The organism is Kaistella polysaccharea, assembly GCF_020410745.1.
Lineage (GTDB): Bacteria > Bacteroidota > Bacteroidia > Flavobacteriales > Weeksellaceae > Kaistella > Kaistella polysaccharea.
Map to the genome: position 1 here is coordinate 1,681,527 of NZ_CP084528.1, position 21,006 is coordinate 1,702,532.

The following is a 21,006-nucleotide window of genomic DNA, read 5'->3' on the forward strand; positions in this document are numbered from 1 at the left end:
AAATAAATTTGAAGGTTATAATAATCCGAATTATGAGTATCAAGAAAATGGGTGATTTCACCCAGAACCCTTACTACGAGAAAGACGATGTATCATTAAATATTCAGGGGAAATCGATGAATCAAAATACTTTTTCCCTTCAAGAAGATCTTTCACAAATTGTACGTGAGCGCATTCCAGAACGTTTAATTTACACGAAAGGAACCGGTGCTTACGGCACATTTACGGTGACCAACGATATCTCGAAATTTACAAAAGCTAAATTATTCTCCTCAATTGGAAATACCTGTAAGGTTTTTACGCGATTTTCAGCGTCGCAAAGTGAGAAAGGAAGCGCCGATACAAACAGAGACACCCGTGGCTTTGCAATAAAATTCTATACCGAAGATGGCAATTGGGATCTCGTGGGAAGCAGCAGTCCCGTATTTTTTGTAAAAAGTCCAGCAAAGTTTTCGGACCTGATAAAAACACAACAACGTTCTCCTAAAACAAATTTGAAAAATCCTACGGCAATGTGGGATTTTTATAGTGCAAACCCGGAAAGTCTCCATCAGTTACTTATTCATTTATCTGGTCGTGGAACGCCACGAGGTTACCGTCATATGCATGGATACGGTTCGCATACGTACGCAATGATTAATGCTGACCATGAACGAGTTTGGGTGAAATATCATATCAGGACAAAACAGGGGATAAAAAACTTCCCACCGAATCAAGCTTCACAACTTAAAAATTTAAATCCCGATTTCGCGCAGGAAGATTTAATAAATGCTTTACAAACAGGTGACTTTCCGAAATGGACCATTTATATTCAAGTGATGACGGAAGATCAAGCAAAAGAGTTTCGTTGGAATCCCTTCGATGTAACCAAAGTCTGGTTTCAGGACGAATTCCCTCTTCATGAAATTGGCGAATTTGAATTGAACGAAATACCTACAGATTATCAATCGCATGTGGAGCAGGCGGTATTTTCGCCCACAAATATTGTTGATGGTTTGGCGCTTTCACCAGATCCTATTTTGCAAACAAGAGTATTTACTTATCCCGATGCACAAAGATATCGAGTCGGCCGTCATGCAAATTTGCTTGAAGTAAATCGGTGCCCATTTTCAATTGATAAAAACATAAAAAAAGGTGAATCAAGTTATTTTGAGGAAAAAATAGTTTCTAAAAATCCCATCGAATTAGAAGACAATTATACTGAAAGTGCCTACAGCGAGAATGAAGATGATCATTTTACACAGCCAGGGCTTTTTTATTCAAAAGCACTTCAAGATTATGACCGCGTTGAGCTTATAAGAAATATCATAGAATCTATGAACGAAATTACTGGTTCTCAGCGGGAAGAAATTATCAACCGACAAATTTGTCACTTTTTCCGTTCCAACATCGAGTTAGGGATGAAAGTAGCGATGGGCCTTAAAATTAACATTGATGCAAACATGATGAATCATGCAGGATCATAGATATAATAGAAAAATATCATCATTCTTATATGAATAACACATTAATAGAATATACTTTATTGGAAAATATTGTTTAATTTGCGAAAACACTATACAACAAAAAATGTCTTATCAGAATATCAATATAGAATCGGATCAAAAAACTGCGATAATTACAATTAATCGACCTCAAAGTTTAAATGCTTTGAACGCTTTAACGATTACCGAATTAAGTAAAGCTTTGAGTGAAATTGAAAATGATACGCAATACAGAGCGGTAATCATCACGGGAAGTGGAGAAAAATCTTTCGTTGCAGGTGCAGACATCAAAGAATTTTCAGATTTTGGAACAACTGCTGCAGAAGATCTGGCAAGAAACGGACAAAATATTTTATTTAACAAAATTGAAAACCTCAGCAAGCCCGTAATTGCAGCTGTCAATGGATTTGCACTGGGTGGAGGATTAGAACTTGCAATGGCCTGCCACATTCGGTACGCCTCCGAGAATGCAAGACTTGGCCTGCCGGAAGTAACATTAGGACTTATTCCAGGATACGGCGGCACGCAAAGATTGCCAAAACTTGTAGGAAAGGGCCTCGCAAACGAAATGATATTTTCGGCGAAAATGATTCCCGCACAGCGTGCTAAAGAAATCGGTCTTGTAAATGATGTTTTTACGTTAGAAGAACTGTTGCCCAAAGCAAAAGAATTAGCCACTCAAATCGCACAGAACTCCCCGATGGGTATTGCGAAAGCGATAGAGGCGGTGAATAAATCAGACAGCGAACAAGGTTTTGAAATTGAAATTAAATCATTTGGCGAGTTGTTTGAAATGGACGATAAAAAAGAAGGTGTAGCAGCTTTCCTGGAGAAAAGAAAACCTTCTTTCTAGAAAAAAGTGATTTTTGTAAATTAAAATATTTGAACATTACTAAATTTGATGTTGCCTACTTAGAAATGGCAATGGTCTGGTCCCATCTATCCCACTGTAAAAGAAAACAAGTTGGCGCCCTAATCGTAAAAGACAGAATGATCATCTCTGATGGTTATAATGGAACGCCCTCAGGTTTTGAAAACTGTTGCGAAGATGAAACCGGAAAAACCCAATGGTTTGTATTGCATGCTGAAGCTAATGCAATCCTAAAACTCGCACGATCAACACAATCAGCAAAAGATGCCACCTTATATCTTACTTTGTCGCCTTGTAAAGAGTGCAGTAAACTGATTTTACAGGCCGGAATTAGCAAAGTTGTCTATATCGACGAATATTCTGATGAAGATGGAATAGAATTTTTAAAAAATCATGGTATTGAACTTTTACGGGTTTCACATGAGACTTTAAAGCTAAAAACAAACACAAAATGATAACCTGGACAGACAAAATACAAGATTTCGAAACATTTTTAAAATTTGAACGAAATTTTTCCGATAATACGGTAGATGCTTATCTACGAGATATTAAAAAATTGCAAAATTATGCCGAGTTCGACCTGGAAGGCGTAGGACCGCTAGACATCAGTTATGAAAATATTCAGGAATACCTTTACCAGTTTTCCAAGAAAAAATTTAGTGAAAGAACGCAGGCACGATGGGTTTCTTCCATTAAATCATTCTTTAAATATCTAACCGATGATGAAGTACGTGCGGACAATCCTGCAACTCTGGTTGAAGGACCAAAATTAGGACTTTATTTACCCGACACTCTGAGTTTTGTAGATGTTGAAAGAATAATTAAAGCAATCGATACCAACACTGAATTGGGGAAAAGAAACCAATGCATGATCGAAGTCCTTTACGGATGTGGCTTGCGGGTTTCGGAATTGATTGATTTGAAAATATCCAATATTAATTTCAAAGAATATTACCTGAAAGTTGAAGGCAAAGGGAATAAAACCCGTTTTGTCCCACTGGCCGCTTATACTGCTGAATTAATTAAAGAGTACATCAACAACGTTCGGTCGAAATATAAAATCAATAAAAAATGTGAGGATATTCTTTTCTTAAATAGCAGAGGTTCATCCATGTCCAGAGTTATTGTTTTTATCATTATTAAAGAATTGACCGAAAAAGCTGGGATCAGTAAAAAGATTTCACCACACACTTTCCGACATTCGTTCGCAACACATCTCTTGCAAAATGGTGCAGATTTACGATACATTCAGGAAATGCTCGGACATTCCAGTATTACTACAACTGAAATTTATACCCATCTTAAAAATGAGGAATTGCGCGATGTTATTCTCAATTATCATCCGCGAAATATTACCTAATGCAAGATCTTAATTTCTGCCCAAAATGCGGAAACAAATCTTTACTTTGGGATGGCGAAAAAAAATGGAGCTGTTCTCATTGTGACTATGTCCTTTTTCACAATGTTGCAGGTGCAGTAGCCGTAATTATCTGTCATAAAGATGAAATTCTTTTCACTCGTCGCAATCAAGAGCCTAAAAAGGGAAAACTTGATTTGGCTGGTGGTTTTGTAGATCCAAAAGAAAGTGCGGAAGAGACTTGTGTACGCGAACTTTTCGAGGAAATGCAAATTAAATTTGATATCGCGGAACTAAAATATCTCGGTAGTTTGCCTAATGTTTACGAGTATAAAAGCATCCCTTATCATACCTTAGATCTTTTCTACGAATACGTCGTACAGGAAAAATTTGAGGTCGAACTGGAGCAGTCGGAGATTTCTGAAGCAATATGGATCAGAACGTCAGACCTAATTTTGGATGAAATCGCGTTCGATTCCCAGAAAGTTTTCCTTAAAAGCTATATAACAACTTAAGGGAAAAACGGAATCTTTCCTTACTCCTTCTTTTAGCGTAAATTTGAAAATCCTAATTTTCATTTTATGCAAGAACAAATCGTTTTCGAAGATAATCATCTTTTAGTTATCAATAAAAAAGCCGGACAACTAGTTCAGGGCGATAAAACTGGCGATTTATCTTTGCTGGATCTGATCAAAAATTTCATTAAAAAAAGAGATAACAAACCTGGAAATGTATTCTTGGGTTTGGTTCACCGAATCGACCGACCAACGTCTGGACTTGTTATCTACGCGAAAACTTCGAAAGCGCTTTCCCGTTTAACGCAGATGGTGAAAAATCGGGAAATTAAAAAAACTTATTGGGCAGTTGTTCCGAAAACTGAAATTCCACAAAGTCAGCGGTTGGTTCATTACCTTCAGAAAAATGAAAAGAATAATAAATCAACTGTTTTCCCAAAAGCCACAGAAGGTGCGAAGGAAGCAATTCTTAATTACGAAATTATCAAGGTTTTAGATAATTTTCAGTTACTGGAAGTTGATTTAGAAACAGGCCGCCATCATCAGATCCGCGCACAATTATCGAAAATTGGAGTTCCAATTAAAGGAGATTTAAAATATGGTTCACCTCGTTCAAATCCTGATGGTGGCATTCACCTTCATGCGAGACAGTTAGAATTTATTCATCCAGTTACGAAAGAAAATATAAAAATAACCGCACCAGTTCCTCAGAATGATGCGGTTTGGAAAGCGTGTGAAGATTAATTTTTACGGCTGCGTTGGCGGAACAACACCTCCGTTACTATCAGTTTGATTGGTTTGTTGCAAAATATTCGCATCTTCTTTAGCCAGTTTATTCTTGGTCGGAATTTTATAATTTACAGAAAACCCAAAGTTTCTGGTATCTGTTTTACTGTAAAGAAAAACGCTGTTACCAACTAATGGTTTAGAGTGAAGTTGCGTAACCTGGGTATTAAACAAATCATTTCCATAAACGGAAACCGTTAATTTTTCATTTAAGAATTTCTTAGAAAAAGTAAGGTCAAATCTTTCATTGAAGGGTCTTTCTGATTCAAAATAATAGAAGCCCGCTTTCTTCGACAGTACATTATAATTTGCCGTCATTTTAATCTGAGATGGCAACATGATTTGCGCCATCAGGTTCAATATAAACATTCCTTTCGGATCAATTTCCTTAATTTCGTGCTTCACATAACCTGCGTAAACATAAATAAAATTGATTTTATCAGGATTGAAATTGACCTTCATAATTTCACTTAAAGGCGTCGTAAAAATCATAAACGGAATCGGCATTCCAATATTAAAATTGTGAATCCTCATATTGGGGATATTCACTTGCTCATTTTTAATCACGTCTCCTTCTCTGGAGAGCAATTGCGCCACTTGGTTATCAATGGAGGAAACATTATAGCCGATAAAAGCATAATCGAATGCCGAAAGTTTAATTTCAAAATTATCAAAAATAGTCGGCTGCAGATACGGGTTTCCAGTGATGCTAGAATTGGGACCAGTGAATGTATTGTTGTTTGGATTCAGCGCAGAGATACTTGGCAAGGTGATTTTCTTATTGTAGTTCAAGGCCAAATAAACCTGATTCATCAGATTATATTGAACGCTTGCATTAGGAAACAGCTTAAATTTATTAAATGGAATTAATGTTTGCTCCTGTAAAATTCCAGCGGAATCAGTTAACCTTGTCGTACCAGAAATATCGTAATTTTCAGCTCTTGTTCCTAAGACAAAATCGAACTTTTTTAACTTCGCTTGAAATTCCAGATAAGTGGAAGCAGTATTTCTTTGATAATCCAGATTTGTAATTCCTTTACTTTCGGTATCGAAAATCTGATTTTCGTATAACCCGCCGAAACTTACTTTTCCTTCATCCAAAATTTTAATCGGCTGCGAAAAATCGACTTTAAAATTAGAAACCTGCATCACCGAATTGTTATCCAGTAATCGTCCTTGATTTTGTAAACCGTCAACCGTCGATTGATTGTAAAGATTATCCTGGTAAAAATCATTATCAGATCGCGTATAACCAGCCTGAAAATCTAATTTTTTATTTTTGTCATCAAATCTTTTTTGATAAGTTACTACTGCTTCTTGTCGTAAAGAATTCGTTTTCGCGGCATCGAGTGCTGTGAAATTATTCACAATATCATTTGGCAATCTAAATGAACCATTACTTAAAGTGACGTTGTCGTTGTTATTACTATAAATATCATAATTAAATAATAATTTATCATTTTTAAAATCAAAAGTTACTCCTGCTTTTGCAAAAGTTCCGCGCGCAATTCGATCTGTATTTGAAAATACCAGATTATCCTGATTGCTGTTCATTTCGCTTTCCCGATAGCTTTGACCAACTCTCAATTGCCAGCCGAAATATTTATTTCTGGCATTTAAACTTAATGAATTATTGGTTCGACTTCTGAATTTATCTTCATTGGTAAAAGCATAATTTCCAGAATACGTTGCGGTTAAATATTTATTTGTATTTTTAATGGTAATAATATTCATAATTGCTCCGCCTGAAGAAGCAGGAAATTCTGCACCAGGTTGGGTAATTACTTCAATTTTCTCAATGGAGTTTGCAGGCATTCCCTCCAGAAAAGAAGTCAAATCATTGGTTGAAATATTGAGTGGACGGCCGTTTAAATAAACATCAAGAAGTTTTCCCTGATACATCATTCCGGCAACATCAGTTGCAATTAAACCCGGAAGTTTTTTTATTCCTTCCATTGCAGAACCCGTATTCAGATATTCCTGCTCTGAAAAATCGAATATCGTACGGTCCGCTTTCTGCTCAACGGCTTTTTTAGTTTTGGTAATAACAACTCCTTCAATTTCTTTTTCCTTGGGTTCAGTGTTGGATTTTTCCTGGGAGAAATAAAGTTGAGAAAATAATAATGCTACAGATGCAGCAGTTAATTTTTTGATCATAAATAAATATCTAAAGCATTAGACACCTTTAAATCCGAAATGTTACAAAAATAATTCTTTAAAAATGGAAAATAAAAAACCGCCCAATTTCTTGAGCGGTTTCTGTTGTAATTATATGACCTGATTATGCATTTCTTGCTGCTTCAGCTGCAATCAGGTTTAATGCAGAACCTGCTCTGAACCAGTCGATTTGCTGCGTATTATAGGTGTGATTTGTCAAAATTACATCTGTACTACCGTCGGTATGAGCCAATTCCAAAGTTAAGGGCTTACCTGGAGCAAACTGATCCAAATCTAAGAAGTTTACCGTATCATCTTCTCTAAATTTATCGTAATCTTCTTCATTTGCAAATGTAAGACCCAACATTCCTTGCTTCTTTAAGTTTGTTTCGTGAATACGTGCAAATGATTTTACCAAAACTGCTTTTACACCAAGATGTCTTGGTTCCATTGCAGCGTGTTCTCTGGATGAACCTTCACCATAATTCTGGTCTCCTACAACAATCGTCGGAATTCCAGCTGCTTTATAAGCTCTTGCTACAGCAGGAACTTCGCCGTATTCTCCCGTTAGAAGGTTTTTCACGGTGTTGGTTTCCATATTGTAAGCATTGATCGCTCCAATCAACATATTGTTAGAAATATTATCTAAATGTCCACGGTATTTCAACCATGGTCCAGCCATAGAAATATGATCGGTTGTACATTTTCCGAACGCTTTAATCAAAACTTTCGCTCCCTTGATATTTTGACCATCCCAAGGTTGGAAAGGAGTTAACAATTGAAGTCTGTCAGAAGTTGGGCTTACCGCGATCTGAACCGAAGAACCGTCGTCCGAAGGTGCTTGATAACCATTGTCATCAACTGCGAAACCTCTTGCCGGTAATTCGAAACCTTTTGGTTCATCTAATTTAATTTGTTCCCCAGCTTCGTTTGTTAAAGTGTCAGTAAGCGGGTTGAAATCTAATCTCCCTGCAATCGCAACAGCCGCGACCATTTCTGGTGAAGCCACAAATGCGTGGGTATTTGGATTTCCGTCGGCTCTTTTTGCAAAGTTTCTGTTAAATGAATGGATGATTGAATTTTTCTCTCCTTTTTCAGAACCTTCTCTGTCCCATTGCCCAATACAAGGTCCACAAGCATTGGTAAATATTCTTGCAGATTCGAATTTTCTAAATGAATCTAAGAAACCATCTCGTTCTGCCGTAAATTTAACCTGCTCAGAACCTGGGTTAATTCCTAAAATAGCTTTTGGCTTCACTCCTTTCGCAAATGCATCCTCTACAATTGAAGCTGCTCGTGACAAATCTTCGTAAGATGAATTGGTACAAGAACCAATTAATGCCCATTCTACTTCTATTGGCCAGCCATTGGCCACTGCTTTATCATGGAAATCAGCAACAGGTGTCGCCAAATCTGGTGTGAAAGGTCCGTTTAAATGTGGAGATAAAACATCAAGATTAATTTCAATAACCTGATCAAAATACAATTCTGGATTTTCATATACTTCGGGATCACCAGTCAAATGATCAGCGATCTGATCTGCAGCGTCGACCACATCTTGTCTTCCCGTTGCAGATAAATATCTTCGCATGGAATCATCATAACCGAAAGTAGAAGTAGTTGCGCCGATTTCAGCACCCATATTACAAATCGTTCCCTTTCCGGTAGCTGAGAGTGATTTTGCACCTTCGCCAAAATATTCTACAATACAACCAGTTCCACCTTTTACGGTTAAAATTCCGGCTACTTTTAAAATAATATCTTTCGCAGCAGTCCAGCCGCTTAATTTTCCAGTTAATTTAATACCGATTAATTTCGGCATTTTAAGTTCCCAAGGCATTCCCGCCATGACATCAACAGCATCTGCTCCACCTACACCAATGGCAACCATTCCCAATCCACCTGCATTTACAGTGTGTGAATCGGTTCCTATCATCATTCCTCCCGGAAAAGCATAGTTTTCTAAAACTACCTGGTGAATAATTCCAGCGCCTGGTTTCCAGAAACCAATACCGTATTTATCACATACAGAACTTAGAAAATTAAAAACTTCTGAATTTTTATTGATACCTTCCTGTAAATCAGACTCCGCTCCAACTCTCGCCTGGATTAAGTGATCAGCATGAGCGGTTGATGGAACTGCTACTTTTGGTTTTCCCGCCTGCATAAACTGCAAAAGAGCCATTTGCGCGGTCGCATCCTGCATCGCTACTCGATCCGGTGCGAAATCTACGTAGGAATTTCCTCGCTCATAAGTTTGTGTTGCATTACCTTCCCAGAGGTGGGTATAAAGAATTTTTTCTGCAAGTGTTAGTGGTTTGCCAACCGCCTGTCTGGCAGCTTCGACCCGTGATGGATACCGCTCGTACACTTTCTTAATCATATCAATGTCGAAAGTCATATTTGTATATTTTTTTTATAAACTTTAGGATCTCAAATTTACAAAAATTTTTAGTGACAGGCGTCTTAAACTCATTTAGAATAAATATAAATATAATGATTCGTTTCTATTTTTATATTTTTAACGAAATTTATTCATTCAAAACGCCTCTTCCATTAAATGGTCATTATGGTAAAGAAAAAAACTCCAGTTATCCTCCTTCTCAGTTTCCTTCTGGTAGCAGGTTTGGTGTTTTATTTCTATTCACCTCGTAATTCACCCTTTTATCCAAGTTGTATTTTTAAAAGTTTCACGGGTTTAAGCTGTCCAGGTTGCGGTTCTCAACGGGCGTTTCATGAACTTCTCCATTTTAATTTTTCGGCCGCGTTTGCTTATAATCCCCTATTTATAGTGTCAATTCCGTATGGTTTGGCGCTTTTCTTCTTAACGCAGACTTCTGCAGGACAAAAACTTCCCGCCATTTATAGGCTACTGGCCGGAAAAATAACATTACTGATTATTGGTTTGATAGTTTTAGCTTTCTTTATCTTCCGAAATTTATAAATGCTTATTTTTGGTCACGTTTTTGCAAAATGATTATGATGAAAAATTATCTGAATTTATTACTTCTCACCTTTTCCGTAACAATATTTGCACAGAAGCAAATGAGTTCTCTTAAAACCTCTCCTTCTACAACTACGCTAAAAAATACAAATTCAACACCGGAACTATCAAAGATCAATGATTCCGTCACCGCTTTAATTCCGTACAAAAAAGACGGAAATTTTGGTTTTATCAATCAGCGTGGAAAGATCATAATCCCACCGATTTACAGCAATGTCGGCTTCTTCACTGAAGATTGTAACCTCCTGAATTCTCCTAATAGTAAAGCTAAAAAATTTGGAACTTCTGACTATGCATCCGTACGGCTTAATGGAAAAGATTACCGTATAAATAGGTTGGGGCGTCGTGTATATTATTTCAAAGACGAAGATTTGGGCAAATGCCAATCCGAATTTAGGGCACAGCTTTTCCACGCATACATCATGAATTACGCTTACGGCATTATTGAAGATTCAAAATTTAAAAATCCTGCTGATTACAGAGATTTCACCATCTATCCACAGTATGATTACCTTCATATCTTAGAAGGCGATGATTTGAAAAATCCAATGATTGTGGCGTCGCGTGGGAATAAATTCGGAATTATTGACATTAATAACAAGGTCATCGTCCCGTTCGAGTACAGCGATATCAAACGAAATTACAGTTGGAAACTTGCGCGTTTATTTGAAGTTACCAAAGATGGCGAACATTATTATTACATCGATATCAACAACACGAGATATTAGGAAAAAATTTGTAGTTTTGCCATTAGAAATTAAAGGGGTGCTGTAAAAAGCTGAGATTATACCCAATGAACCTGGAACAGATAATGCTGTTTAGGGACAATTCGACTCCATCAAAAATGTTGCTCGAAACCGTATAACAATCGATACCCCTTTTATTCAATTAATCTTAAAAATTAAAAGAATGAAAGGATTTATTATTTTTGGACTTATCGCAGGGCCATTCTACTTTGCACAAAACACCGTGCAGGATTCCCTTAAAACGAAGGAAATTGAAAGCATCAACTTTCTAAAACGACTTCCCGTCACCAAAGAAATCATCAACGTTGAAAAAGATTTAGGTTCAAAAAATCTCGGCCAGGATTTACCGATTTTATTAAAGAACCAAATGTCTGTTATCTCAACTTCTGATGCTGGAAATGGAGTTGGTTACACTGGGTTTCGGATTCGGGGTGTTGGCGGAACAGCAATTAATGTCATGATGAATGGCGTTCCCTACAATGATTCTGAAAGTCAGGGAACTTTTTTTGTTGATGTTCCAGATTTGGCCAGTTCAGCTTCACAGATAATTATTCAGCGCGGCGTAGGGACTTCTTCTAATGGAGTTTCAGCTTTTGGTGCAAGTGTAAATGTAATTTCAAAAGATCCTGAAAAACAATTTTATGTAAAATCAGATAACGCTTATGGATCTTTCAATACGTATAAATATTCCGCAGAAATTGGAAGTGGAAAGTTTTGGAAAGACCGATTATCTTTAATGGGGCGATATACCAAAATTCATTCTGATGGCTATATCGACCGCGCTTTTTCTGATTTAGATTCGTATAATTTCTCCGCACTATTTGAAGAGAATAAAACAAAAATTCGGTTATTGGCTTTCGGCGGAAAGGAAAAAACCTATCAAGCCTGGAATGGAATTGACAAAAAAACCTGGGAAAACAATCCAAAATTCAATTATTCTGGCGCGATCTACGATGCAAATTGGGAAAAGATCGTCGGATTTTATGATAACGAAACCGACAATTACAGACAAAATCATTACCAATTACTGTGGGAACAAAACTTAAATGATCGCTGGAATCTAGAAACAACCTTTCATTACACGAAAGGAAAAGGATATTACGAAAATTACAAACAAGATGCGAAGTTTTCAAAATACAATTTACCAGACTTAAGCACTGATAATCAAATCATTAAAAGAACCGATTTCATCCGTAAAAAATGGTTGGATAATGATTTCTATGGCGGCGTTTCTACACTTTATGGAAAGTTTGAAAGTCTAGATTTGAACTTTGGAATCGTCGCGAATCAATATGAAGGCAAACATTACGGAAATGTTTCTGGCGTTTATTATCCCGAATTTAACGAACATGAGTATTACAGAAATAAATCTGTAAAAAATGAGTTTGCAGGTTTTGCAAAAGCAATTGTAAAACTCAATCAAGTCGAACTCTATGGCGATTTGCAACTTAGAAACATTAATTACGATACTGAAATTATTCAGCAAGGTGATGATGAAGGTGCAGACCTCAATAAAAACTGGCTGTTTTTTAATCCAAAAATTGGCGCTAATTATAAAATTAATTCCGGGAAATTATTCGTTTCCTATGCGCACGCGCATCGGGAACCGAATCGTGACGACCTTTTCGCAAATCCGGAAATTCAACCTGAAAAGCTACACGATTTTGAAGCTGGTTTAGAAAAATCATTTGGAAAAGTTTCGTTCACAACTAATTTATATTATATGAATTATGTGAATCAATTGGTTTTGAACGGCCAGATTAATGACATTGGCGAATTCATCAGAGTTAATTCCGGAAAGAGTTATCGACTCGGAATTGAATTTGGTGCTTTGGCAAAACTTTCTGACCAGTGGAATATCTCGGGAAACTTTACCTTTAGTAAGAACGAAAACAAAGACTTTAAAAATGAAACCGAAAGTGGATTTGATAACCTCGGAAATACTCCAATTTCATTTTCCCCAAATTACATGGGAAATGTTTTGGTCAATTATTCGCTAGCGAATAATTTCAGTTTATCAATTCAGAATCAATATGTTGGAAGCCAATACTTAGACAACACCAATAATGAAGACTTAAGACTTAACAGTTATTTTTTGACCGACTTTAATGCGAAATATTCTTTAAACTTAGGACGAACTGAAGTTGACTTTAAATTATTAGTTAATAATATTTTTAATAAAAAGTACGTCAATAATGGTTTTGTTTATGATCAAAATCCGTTCTATTTTTCCCAGGCTGGGACAAATTTTATGTTTGGTATGTCCTTTAAAATAAAGTAGAAATGAACGATTTATTGTAGCAATTTGTATTTTGAATGGCTTGGGTTGAATTTTTAGCGGTCTTTTTTATTTGCATTACATGATACAAAAAACATAAATTTGCCCTATATGAATTTTTCTCATCTTCTTCTCGAATTTTTAAAGAAAAAAGGCAGTGTTTCCGTTGCCGGTTTTGGCACATTTTATCTCCATACAATCAATGCGACATTCGATGAAGACGGGAAAAATATTTTACCACCAGGAAACGAAATTGCTTTTGACTCCTCTAAAAGTGAAAACCACGATGAATTTTTATGCTTTTTAGCTGACCAAAAAAATATCGGCAAAGAAGAAGCCGAAAAGGAAATTGCGAAGCAGGTTACGTACTGGAATTCTGCCCTCGAAAAAAATCATAAAGTAGAAGTCGAGAATTTAGGATCGTTTTATCTTGAAGACAGCAAACTTATCTTTTCCGGAAACCGTCTCGAAAATCTTTCGCCAGCTTTTTTCGGTTTGGAAGAAATAAATATTTCAGAAATAAAAAAAGGATCCAGAACTCGACGTAAACCTTACACATTTGTTAGGATACTTGCGTGGCTTCTACCCTTAGGTTTGTTAGCATCAGGACTTACGTACGTGGGACTTGCAAGACCTGAAATTGTTTTCGGTAAAAAATCTATCCTTACAGAACCGCCGCAAAAAGACGCCCTTATTGTAAATAAAGACAGGTTAAAATCCGATTCAATAAATACGGTTTTTGAGAGTGATTCAATTATAAAAGATTCCATTATACCCGTTCTGCCTCCAGTAAAAACTGCCAAAAAATGGACATCCAAATCATATAAAAAAAATAAATGGAAAAAATCAAAAAAGCGTCAGAATCGTTAACAATCATGACCAATATCGTTTTACCGAACGAAACAAATTCTTTACGAAACTTGTTTGGTGGTGAACTCTTAGCAAAAATGGACCGTTGTGCATCAATTTCTGCAGCGAGACATTGCGAAAGACGGGTTGTAACCGCTTCTGTAAATCACGTTTCTTTTGATCATCCGATTCCCGAAGGTGGTATTGTAGTTTTAGAATCAAAAGTTTCACGTGCTTTTTCTACTTCTATGGAGATTTATGTTGATGTTTGGCTGGATGATCCCATCAATCAGAAGAAAATTCACACCAATTCTGGCATTTATACTTTTGTTGCAGTTGATGAATATAACCGACCTATTCCTATTCCTAAAATGGAACCAGAATCTGCAGACGAGATAGAAAGGTTTGATGCGGCACTTCGCAGAAAGGAACTTTCCCTCATTCTTTCTGGCCGTATGAAAGCAGCCGATTCCATCGAATTAAAAAAACTTTTCGGGTCGAATTAAATAAAACGTTCTCATGAAAATTTTACTTTTAGATAAAAACCATCCCTTAATAACGGAACAGCTTTCTAAAAAAGGTTTTGTCTTAGAGGAAGATTTCACGTCGACTTACGAAGAAGTGTTGACTAAAATTCCGAATTACGAGGGTATCATTATAAGAAGTCGTATTCCGCTGGATGAGAATTTTTTAAAACACGCCACCAACTTGAAATTTATCGCAAGAGTCGGCGCCGGTATGGAAAACATCGATGGAGAATTTGCAAAAAAAATGAATATTGCACTCATCAGTTCGCCGGAAGGAAACCGTGATGCAGTCGCAGAACAAGTTCTGGGAATGCTTCTCGTTTTGATGAACCGTTTATTTATTTCCGCAAACGAAGTAAAAAATGGAATCTGGAGACGTGAAGAAAATCGTGGCGAAGAATTGCTAGGCAAAACTGTTGGTCTCATCGGCTACGGAAATATGGGAAAAGCAGTGGCGAAAAGACTTTCAGGTTTTGGCTGCACCGTTATTTTTCATGATATATTACCGAATATTGGTGATGAGTTTGCCACCCAACTTTCTTTGGTAGATTTAAAAAAAGAAGCAGATATTATTAGTATTCACCTTCCGATTACGGATGAAACGCACTATATCATTGATGAAACATTTATTAATGATGTGAAAAAGAATTTTTATTTCGTGAACACAGCACGCGGTAAAAATGTAAAAACTAAAGATTTAGTTGGAGCTTTAAAATCTGGAAAAGTAAAAGGTGCTGCTCTTGATGTTTTGGAATACGAAAAATCCTCTTTCGAAAAATTAGAAACTGAAAATTCTGACTTAAGCTATTTACTTCATTCTGAGAAGGTTCTCCTCACACCTCATATCGCTGGCTGGACCGTAGAAAGCAAAGAAAAACTGGCGCAAGTTATTGTAGATAAAATTTTAGTCCAATTTCCTCAATCTTAACAAATGTTTATGACTTCGGTCTTAAGAAATTTTGCCAAAATCCCTTATATTGCGGGGATTTTTCAAGTCAAAATCTTCTTTAAATGAAATTTTTACACGCTTTCTTTTATATCCTTTTTCTTTCAACTGCAGTAATTTCCTGTAAAAAAGAAAACTCCACCAAACCAAGTCAAAAAACATCTTTACCAAATTTCGGAAATGTAGATGTGGATCACATCTTTAAACGAAAAGATGGAAAGCTTGAAAACAAAGATTCAATCGTTGCTGTTCTGGATCGATATTATAAAAAAGTGTGGGAAAAAGGCGATTTATGGGGCGGTTTTCTCGTTGCGAAAGGCGATGAAATTCTCTATGAAGGTTACCGCGGATATGCACAAGATAACAATCAGGAACCAATTAATGATACCGTCGCACTTCATGTAGCTTCCGTTTCTAAAACACTTACAGCGATGGCGACTTTGAAATTGGTTGAAGCCGGACAATTAAAGTTGGATGATCCGCTGACTAAATTTTTTCCGAATTTCCCTTATCCAAAAGTGACAGTTTTCACCCTGTTAAGTCAACGAAGTGGCCTGCCAAAATATGAATATTTTATCGAGAAAATTAAGCCACAACCTGTTGAATTATCAAAGGAATACTTGACGAATAAAGATATTTTAAATATGCTGATTCGGTACAAACCTGATCTTTCCCGCGAGACCGATACCGGATTTATGTACTGCAATACTAATTTTGCACTTCTTGCACTTCTGATTGAAGATATTACAAAAACTCCTTTTCCGAAAGCGATGGATGAAATGATTTTCCAACCTTTAAAAATGGAACATACTTATATATTAGAAGAAAAAGATATGGAACGCTCGGCAAAGTCATTTTACCAGCGCGGACCGCGAGTTTACCCATACGATCGTCTCGACTTAATATATGGAGATAAGAATGTATACACGACACCGCGAGATTTACTTAATTTTTCTAAAGCGCTCTTCGCCAAAAATTTCTTACGTACAGATTTGAAAGAATTGATATTTCAGCCGTACAGCAACGAAAGACCAGGAATTAATAATTATGGATTGGGCTTTCGTATGAAAGTTTTCAGCGAAGATGAAAAACTTACCTATCACAACGGTTGGTGGCACGGCACGAACTCGGTATTTGGCCATCTATTAAAATCCCAAGTGACCATTATCGCAATAGGAAATAAATATTCTCCCCGCATTTATTCGGCACTTGCATTATCTGGACTTTTTGAAAATTTTCCGTATGAGACGGCGAAATTTCAAAAAGAATTAAATGAGACCGATACTTTAAAGCAAAATTTGAACAACGACGCGTACAGTGAATAAATTTGTTAATTTTGCAGAAATGCGTCTCATGAGAAGATTTCTATTCCTCGTCATCATCAGCTTTCTTTTCGCTTCTTGCGCGCGAGTTGGTTCGCCAGTTGGTGGGTCCAGAGACAGTATTCCACCGCAAGTCACGGGCAGTAATATTGATAGTCCAAGAACAAACGTGTCGAGAAATATTAAAGAACTGCGCATCGATTTCGATGAATATATCAATTTAAAAGAAATCAATCGGCAGCTTATTATTTCGCCGCCTATAAAAAAAATCTCAAAAATACTTCCTTCAGGTATCGCCAATAAATTTTTATTGATCAAATGGGACGATACTTTACAGGAAAACACCACTTATAATTTTAATTTCGGAAATGCCATCGTAGATCACAATGAAGGAAATGCCTTAGCATACTATAATTTTGCCTTTTCTACGGGTGATAAAATCGATAGTTTATTTATCAGCGGAGAAGTGAAAAAGATTTTTACTGAAAAAGAAAATAAATCCGAGGAAAAGAATGTTGTTGTTGGTCTTTATCAGCAGAAAGATTCTATGGATTATCGCCAGAAGCCATACTACATAACAATGGCTGATCCAGACGGGTATTTCGAACTGAATTATCTATCTCCCGGAAAATATACCGTTTTGGCTTTTGAAGACAGTAATTCGAATTCGGTTTTTGATATCGGTAAAGAAAAGGTAGCATTTTTAAAAGAAGATATTAATCTAGATAAAAGTATTTCGGGACTTCAGCTAAATCTTGTTCCTTCTAAAAAAAGCAATAAATATTTAGAAATGGCGGAAATTCCAGGTGGAATTCTGATGACTTTTGAAGGAAATCCAGAGAAAGTAGAGGTTTTACCTTTAAATGAAAAGCTAAAAGAATATAAAATTACGCACGCACCAAAATCAGATTCTGTTTTTGTGTGGTTTAATGCAAAGCAGCAAAATATTGGTATAGATGCTAATGAAAATCTAAAATTCAGTTATGATAATGGAATTAAACAGGATACTGTTTCTGTTTTTTACCGCTATAACACGAAAAATGAAATGACGCTCGGGAATGCACGTGGCAACTTATTACCTCCGCAAAAAGATTTCGTCATTCGCAGCAATCATTATATTAATGAAATTACGCGCGATAACTGGACATTTGTTTCAGACAGTCTTCAGCAGAATTTTACGGCTGAAATATCGAAAGAAAATCCATTTGAAATTAAAATTAAATCAGATTTTAAGGAAGGTAAAAAATATTCTTTGACCATTCCCAAAGAATCCGTTTCTTCTTTTTTCGAAAAAAATGAAAAATCATATCGTTTTGATTTTGAAACCGACAAAACTGAAAATTACGGCGATCTTTCCCTTACATTGATCAACGCACCAGCTCAAAAATTCTGGACGGAACTTGTAAATCCAAGTGGTGAAGTTGCTTACTCGAAATATGGAACAGATTCTTCAATCAACTTCAAAGGTTTAAAACCGGGGAAATATGAACTTCGAATTTTGGTGGATGAAAATGAAAACGGCATTTGGGACGCTGCCGATTTTGCGAACACCATTTTTTCTGAACCGGTTTATACTTTTGAAAAAGTAGTTGAAGCACGACCGTTGTGGGAAATCAGAGAAACTTGGACGCTGCCAACAATTGCCGAACCAGAAAGTACGGAAGTTCAGATTAAAAAGCCAGAAAAGCTCAATGTAAAACAACCATGAAAATTTTTTCTACCATCGTTTACTGGTTTCTTATCGTAATCGCGCTGATTCAATTTATTCCCGTAAACAGAACGAATAAGCCCGTTGATTCTAAGGCTAACTTTGTAAATATTTATAGCACTCCAAGGAACGTTCAACAAATTCTTAAAAAGGCATGTTACGACTGTCATTCCAACGAAACGGTTTATCCAGATTATGCGTATGTGGCGCCGATTTCCTGGTCAATTAAAAATCATGTAAATGAAGGTCGGGTTCATCTCAATCTTTCGGAGTGGGGAAATTTGAATAAAGAATTAAAGAAAGGAATGCTGGAAAAGTCCATCCATTCTATAAAAGATTACACGATGCCAATGCCGGGATATATTTCTAAACATCCTGCAGCGAATTTAACAAAGGCCGAGCGTGTTTTACTTTCTGATTATTTCGATACTATTTTAAAGACAAAAAACTATTAATCTAATAAAAGAAAAATAGTTTTTAAAATATAATCTATTTCAGCTGAAAGAAATTATTGTCTTAGAATTCTGAATACAGAATTTTATCCGCGAGTCACTTTCGGTCTGCTGAAAATTGACATTAAAACTCCAGCAAATAAACCGATTGTCTTAATGATCGCAACCTGTGAATCTGGACGCATAAACGCACCAATAATACACAATCCTGCGGCGATATACATTGGATAAATTAAATTTTTGTTCGTAAGAGTTGGTGCCTGTAAAAAGAAACTAGCGCCAATAAGCACGTAGAAAAGCCGATGGTACAGGAAATCATTCACATCTTGCGAAAAGAGATTGAAAAACCCTACTACGATGCAGATCAGCGCACCGATTGATAAAATTCCCTGAAGGGTTGTTGTGTTTAGGTTCATTAGTAACTTTCGTTTTGGTTAGGGAAATCTCCGGTTTTTACATCTTTTACAAAGCTGGAGACTGCGCCTGTAATTTCGGTATATAAATCTAAATATCTTCTTAAAAATTTTGGGGAGAAACCTTTATTCATTCCCACCATGTCGTGGTACACAAGCACTTGCCCATCACACCCCGCACCCGCACCAATCCCGATCGTCGGAATAGAAATGCTTTCGGAAACTTTCTGGGCTAAATCAGCGGGTATCTTTTCTAAAACAAGAGCAAAGCATCCTAATTTTTCTAGTAATTTAGCATCGCTCATTAGTTTTTCGGCTTCTTCATCTTCTTTCGCTCTCACTTTATAGGTACCGAACTGATAAATTGATTGTGGTGTTAATCCCAAATGTCCCATTACAGGAATTCCTGCATTGATGATTTTGGTGATTGATTTTTCAATTTCTTTTCCACCTTCAATTTTCACCGAATGTGCGCCACCTTCTTTCATCATTCTCACTGCAGATTCCAACGCTTTTTCTGAATTACTCTGGTAAGAACCAAAAGGTAAATCAGCAACAATGAGTGCGCGGTCAACACCACGAACCACACATTGCGTATGATAAATCATCTGATCCAAAGTAATAGGAAGCGTAGTTTCATATCCTGCCATAACATTTGCTGCAGAATCTCCAATTAAAATGGCATCAACTCCGCCGGCATCTACCATTTTGGCGGTAGTGAAATCATAGGCGGTCAGCATCGTGATTTTCTCTTTGTCGAATTTCATTTTTCGCAAAGTTTCAGTGGTAATCTTCTTTATTTCTGAGTGTACAGACATAATAGGTAAAAATGAAGGTTGAGTAACGTAGACCTGAAATCTTTTATTACATAGTGACGTGCCCTAAGCGGATCAGTTTTTCGTGGTTCAATATTTTGATATTTCGACCTTCCACTTCAATTAGTTTATCCTGTTTAAATTCAGAAATCAATCGAATTGCACTTTCTGTTGCGGTCCCGATGATGTTGGCAATTTCTTCCCGCGTTAGGGAGATTTTAATAAAACCTTCCGGGTCGGTGCCCAACTTCTGCTCTAATAAAAGAAGAATCTCTGCGAGTCTTTCGCGAACGGTTTTCTGTGCTAAAAAAGTAACTGTATTTGAAGATTCACCTAATTCAAAAGCAATTTTTTGTAACATCACAAAAGAAAGCTGTGGCATTACTTCTAATAAATGAATAAAAAGATCAGACGGTAAAAAAGTTGCTTCGATATCCGTCATTGCTTCTGCGCAGGCTTGAAAATCTTCTCCACAAAGAATGGAACGGTACCCAATTAAATCACCTTCTTTAATAAAACGTAAAATTTGGTCTTTACCATAGACACCCTGTTTGGATAATTTGGCGGTTCCTTTGTTCAAAAAATAAACCCCATCGGTTGTTTCACCATCTTCAAACAGGATTCCGCCTTTATGAAAGGTGAGGGATTTTTTCTCGTTTATATATCGATCATAATCTTCCGCAGACAATGATTCTTTAAAGGTTTGATCGTTAAAGACGTGTTGCAGTCGTTCTTCGATCATCGTATGTTTCTCTAAGGACATAATTATATGACAT

General features: G+C 36.5%; 20 protein-coding genes. 15 read left to right on the forward strand and 5 right to left on the reverse strand.

Annotated features, from left to right (window positions below):
- Window positions 1-32: 32 nt before the first annotated feature.
- The 6 genes from LC814_RS07830 to LC814_RS07855 all read left to right on the forward strand — a co-directional run bounded on the left by LC814_RS07830 (window position 33) and on the right by LC814_RS07855 (window position 4,971).
- Window positions 33-1,466: a catalase gene (locus tag LC814_RS07830; RefSeq protein ID WP_226063385.1), complete on the forward strand. Its 1,434-nt coding sequence runs from the start codon at window positions 33-35 to the stop codon at window positions 1,464-1,466.
- Window positions 1,467-1,569: 103 nt separating this feature from the next.
- Window positions 1,570-2,337 carry an enoyl-CoA hydratase-related protein gene (locus LC814_RS07835; RefSeq protein WP_226063386.1) on the forward strand — a complete coding sequence of 256 codons (768 nt, stop codon included), beginning with the start codon at window positions 1,570-1,572 and terminating at the stop codon, window positions 2,335-2,337.
- A 35-nt stretch (window positions 2,338-2,372) separates the two neighbouring features.
- Window positions 2,373-2,810, forward strand: a complete 438-nt coding sequence (locus LC814_RS07840; protein ID WP_226065783.1) for a deoxycytidylate deaminase — start codon at window positions 2,373-2,375, stop codon at window positions 2,808-2,810.
- Window positions 2,807-3,715 (forward strand): site-specific tyrosine recombinase XerD, encoded by a 909-nt coding sequence (gene xerD / locus LC814_RS07845; protein WP_375373390.1) that lies wholly within the window; start codon window positions 2,807-2,809, stop codon window positions 3,713-3,715. The genes LC814_RS07840 and xerD overlap by 4 nt, the downstream gene beginning before the upstream one ends.
- The gene (locus LC814_RS07850; protein WP_226063387.1) at window positions 3,715-4,227 is read left to right on the forward strand and encodes an NUDIX hydrolase; all 513 of its coding nucleotides are present in this window, start codon (window positions 3,715-3,717) and stop codon (window positions 4,225-4,227) included. The genes xerD and LC814_RS07850 overlap by 1 nt, the downstream gene beginning before the upstream one ends.
- A gap of 66 nt (window positions 4,228-4,293) precedes the next feature.
- The gene (locus tag LC814_RS07855) at window positions 4,294-4,971 is read left to right on the forward strand and encodes an RluA family pseudouridine synthase (protein ID WP_226063388.1); all 678 of its coding nucleotides are present in this window, start codon (window positions 4,294-4,296) and stop codon (window positions 4,969-4,971) included.
- 3 nt (window positions 4,972-4,974) lie between these two features.
- Here LC814_RS07855 and LC814_RS07860 read toward each other — a convergent pair whose 3' ends face one another.
- Window positions 4,975-7,170, reverse strand: coding sequence for an outer membrane beta-barrel protein (locus LC814_RS07860; RefSeq protein ID WP_226063389.1), 2,196 nt, complete (start codon window positions 7,168-7,170; stop codon window positions 4,975-4,977).
- A gap of 124 nt (window positions 7,171-7,294) precedes the next feature.
- Window positions 7,295-9,571 carry an aconitate hydratase gene (locus tag LC814_RS07865; protein WP_226063390.1) on the reverse strand — a complete coding sequence of 759 codons (2,277 nt, stop codon included), beginning with the start codon at window positions 9,569-9,571 and terminating at the stop codon, window positions 7,295-7,297.
- Window positions 9,572-9,739: 168 nt separating this feature from the next.
- On the opposite strand from LC814_RS07865, the gene LC814_RS07870 reads away from it, so the two are divergent.
- The 9 genes from LC814_RS07870 (at window position 9,740) to LC814_RS07910 (ending at window position 19,005) form a co-directional block, all read left to right on the forward strand.
- Window positions 9,740-10,114, forward strand: a complete 375-nt coding sequence (locus LC814_RS07870; protein WP_226063391.1) for a DUF2752 domain-containing protein — start codon at window positions 9,740-9,742, stop codon at window positions 10,112-10,114.
- A gap of 35 nt (window positions 10,115-10,149) precedes the next feature.
- A complete protein-coding gene (locus LC814_RS07875; RefSeq protein WP_226063392.1) occupies window positions 10,150-10,902 on the forward strand; it encodes a WG repeat-containing protein in 753 nt (250 codons plus the stop codon).
- A 181-nt stretch (window positions 10,903-11,083) separates the two neighbouring features.
- The gene (locus tag LC814_RS07880) at window positions 11,084-13,201 is read left to right on the forward strand and encodes a TonB-dependent receptor (protein ID WP_226063393.1); all 2,118 of its coding nucleotides are present in this window, start codon (window positions 11,084-11,086) and stop codon (window positions 13,199-13,201) included.
- A gap of 108 nt (window positions 13,202-13,309) precedes the next feature.
- Entirely contained in the window at window positions 13,310-14,068 is a 759-nt protein-coding gene (locus tag LC814_RS07885; RefSeq protein ID WP_226063394.1) for an HU domain-containing protein, read from the forward strand.
- Window positions 14,035-14,553 (forward strand): acyl-CoA thioesterase, encoded by a 519-nt coding sequence (locus LC814_RS07890; protein ID WP_226063395.1) that lies wholly within the window; start codon window positions 14,035-14,037, stop codon window positions 14,551-14,553. Before LC814_RS07885 ends, LC814_RS07890 begins: the two co-directional genes overlap by 34 nt.
- A 13-nt stretch (window positions 14,554-14,566) precedes the next feature.
- Entirely contained in the window at window positions 14,567-15,502 is a 936-nt protein-coding gene (locus tag LC814_RS07895; protein ID WP_226063396.1) for a 2-hydroxyacid dehydrogenase, read from the forward strand.
- 83 nt (window positions 15,503-15,585) lie between these two features.
- A complete protein-coding gene (locus tag LC814_RS07900) occupies window positions 15,586-16,845 on the forward strand; it encodes a serine hydrolase domain-containing protein (protein ID WP_226063397.1) in 1,260 nt (419 codons plus the stop codon).
- Window positions 16,846-16,873: 28 nt separating this feature from the next.
- Window positions 16,874-18,550, forward strand: coding sequence for an Ig-like domain-containing domain (locus LC814_RS07905; protein ID WP_226063398.1), 1,677 nt, complete (start codon window positions 16,874-16,876; stop codon window positions 18,548-18,550).
- On the forward strand, window positions 18,547-19,005 hold the full coding sequence (locus tag LC814_RS07910) for a heme-binding domain-containing protein (protein WP_226063399.1): 459 nt from the start codon (window positions 18,547-18,549) through the stop codon (window positions 19,003-19,005). Before LC814_RS07905 ends, LC814_RS07910 begins: the two co-directional genes overlap by 4 nt.
- 83 nt (window positions 19,006-19,088) lie before the next feature.
- On the opposite strand, the gene LC814_RS07915 is transcribed toward LC814_RS07910, so the two are convergent.
- From LC814_RS07915 to LC814_RS07925, 3 genes are read right to left on the reverse strand one after another with little or no spacing between them, the layout of a single operon-like run.
- Window positions 19,089-19,418 (reverse strand): hypothetical protein, encoded by a 330-nt coding sequence (locus tag LC814_RS07915; protein WP_226063400.1) that lies wholly within the window; start codon window positions 19,416-19,418, stop codon window positions 19,089-19,091.
- Window positions 19,418-20,233, reverse strand: a complete 816-nt coding sequence (panB, locus tag LC814_RS07920) for a 3-methyl-2-oxobutanoate hydroxymethyltransferase (protein ID WP_226063401.1) — start codon at window positions 20,231-20,233, stop codon at window positions 19,418-19,420. Before panB ends, LC814_RS07915 begins: the two co-directional genes overlap by 1 nt.
- 46 nt (window positions 20,234-20,279) lie before the next feature.
- Window positions 20,280-20,993, reverse strand: a complete 714-nt coding sequence (locus LC814_RS07925) for a Crp/Fnr family transcriptional regulator (RefSeq protein WP_226063402.1) — start codon at window positions 20,991-20,993, stop codon at window positions 20,280-20,282.
- Window positions 20,994-21,006: the final 13 nt, after the last annotated feature.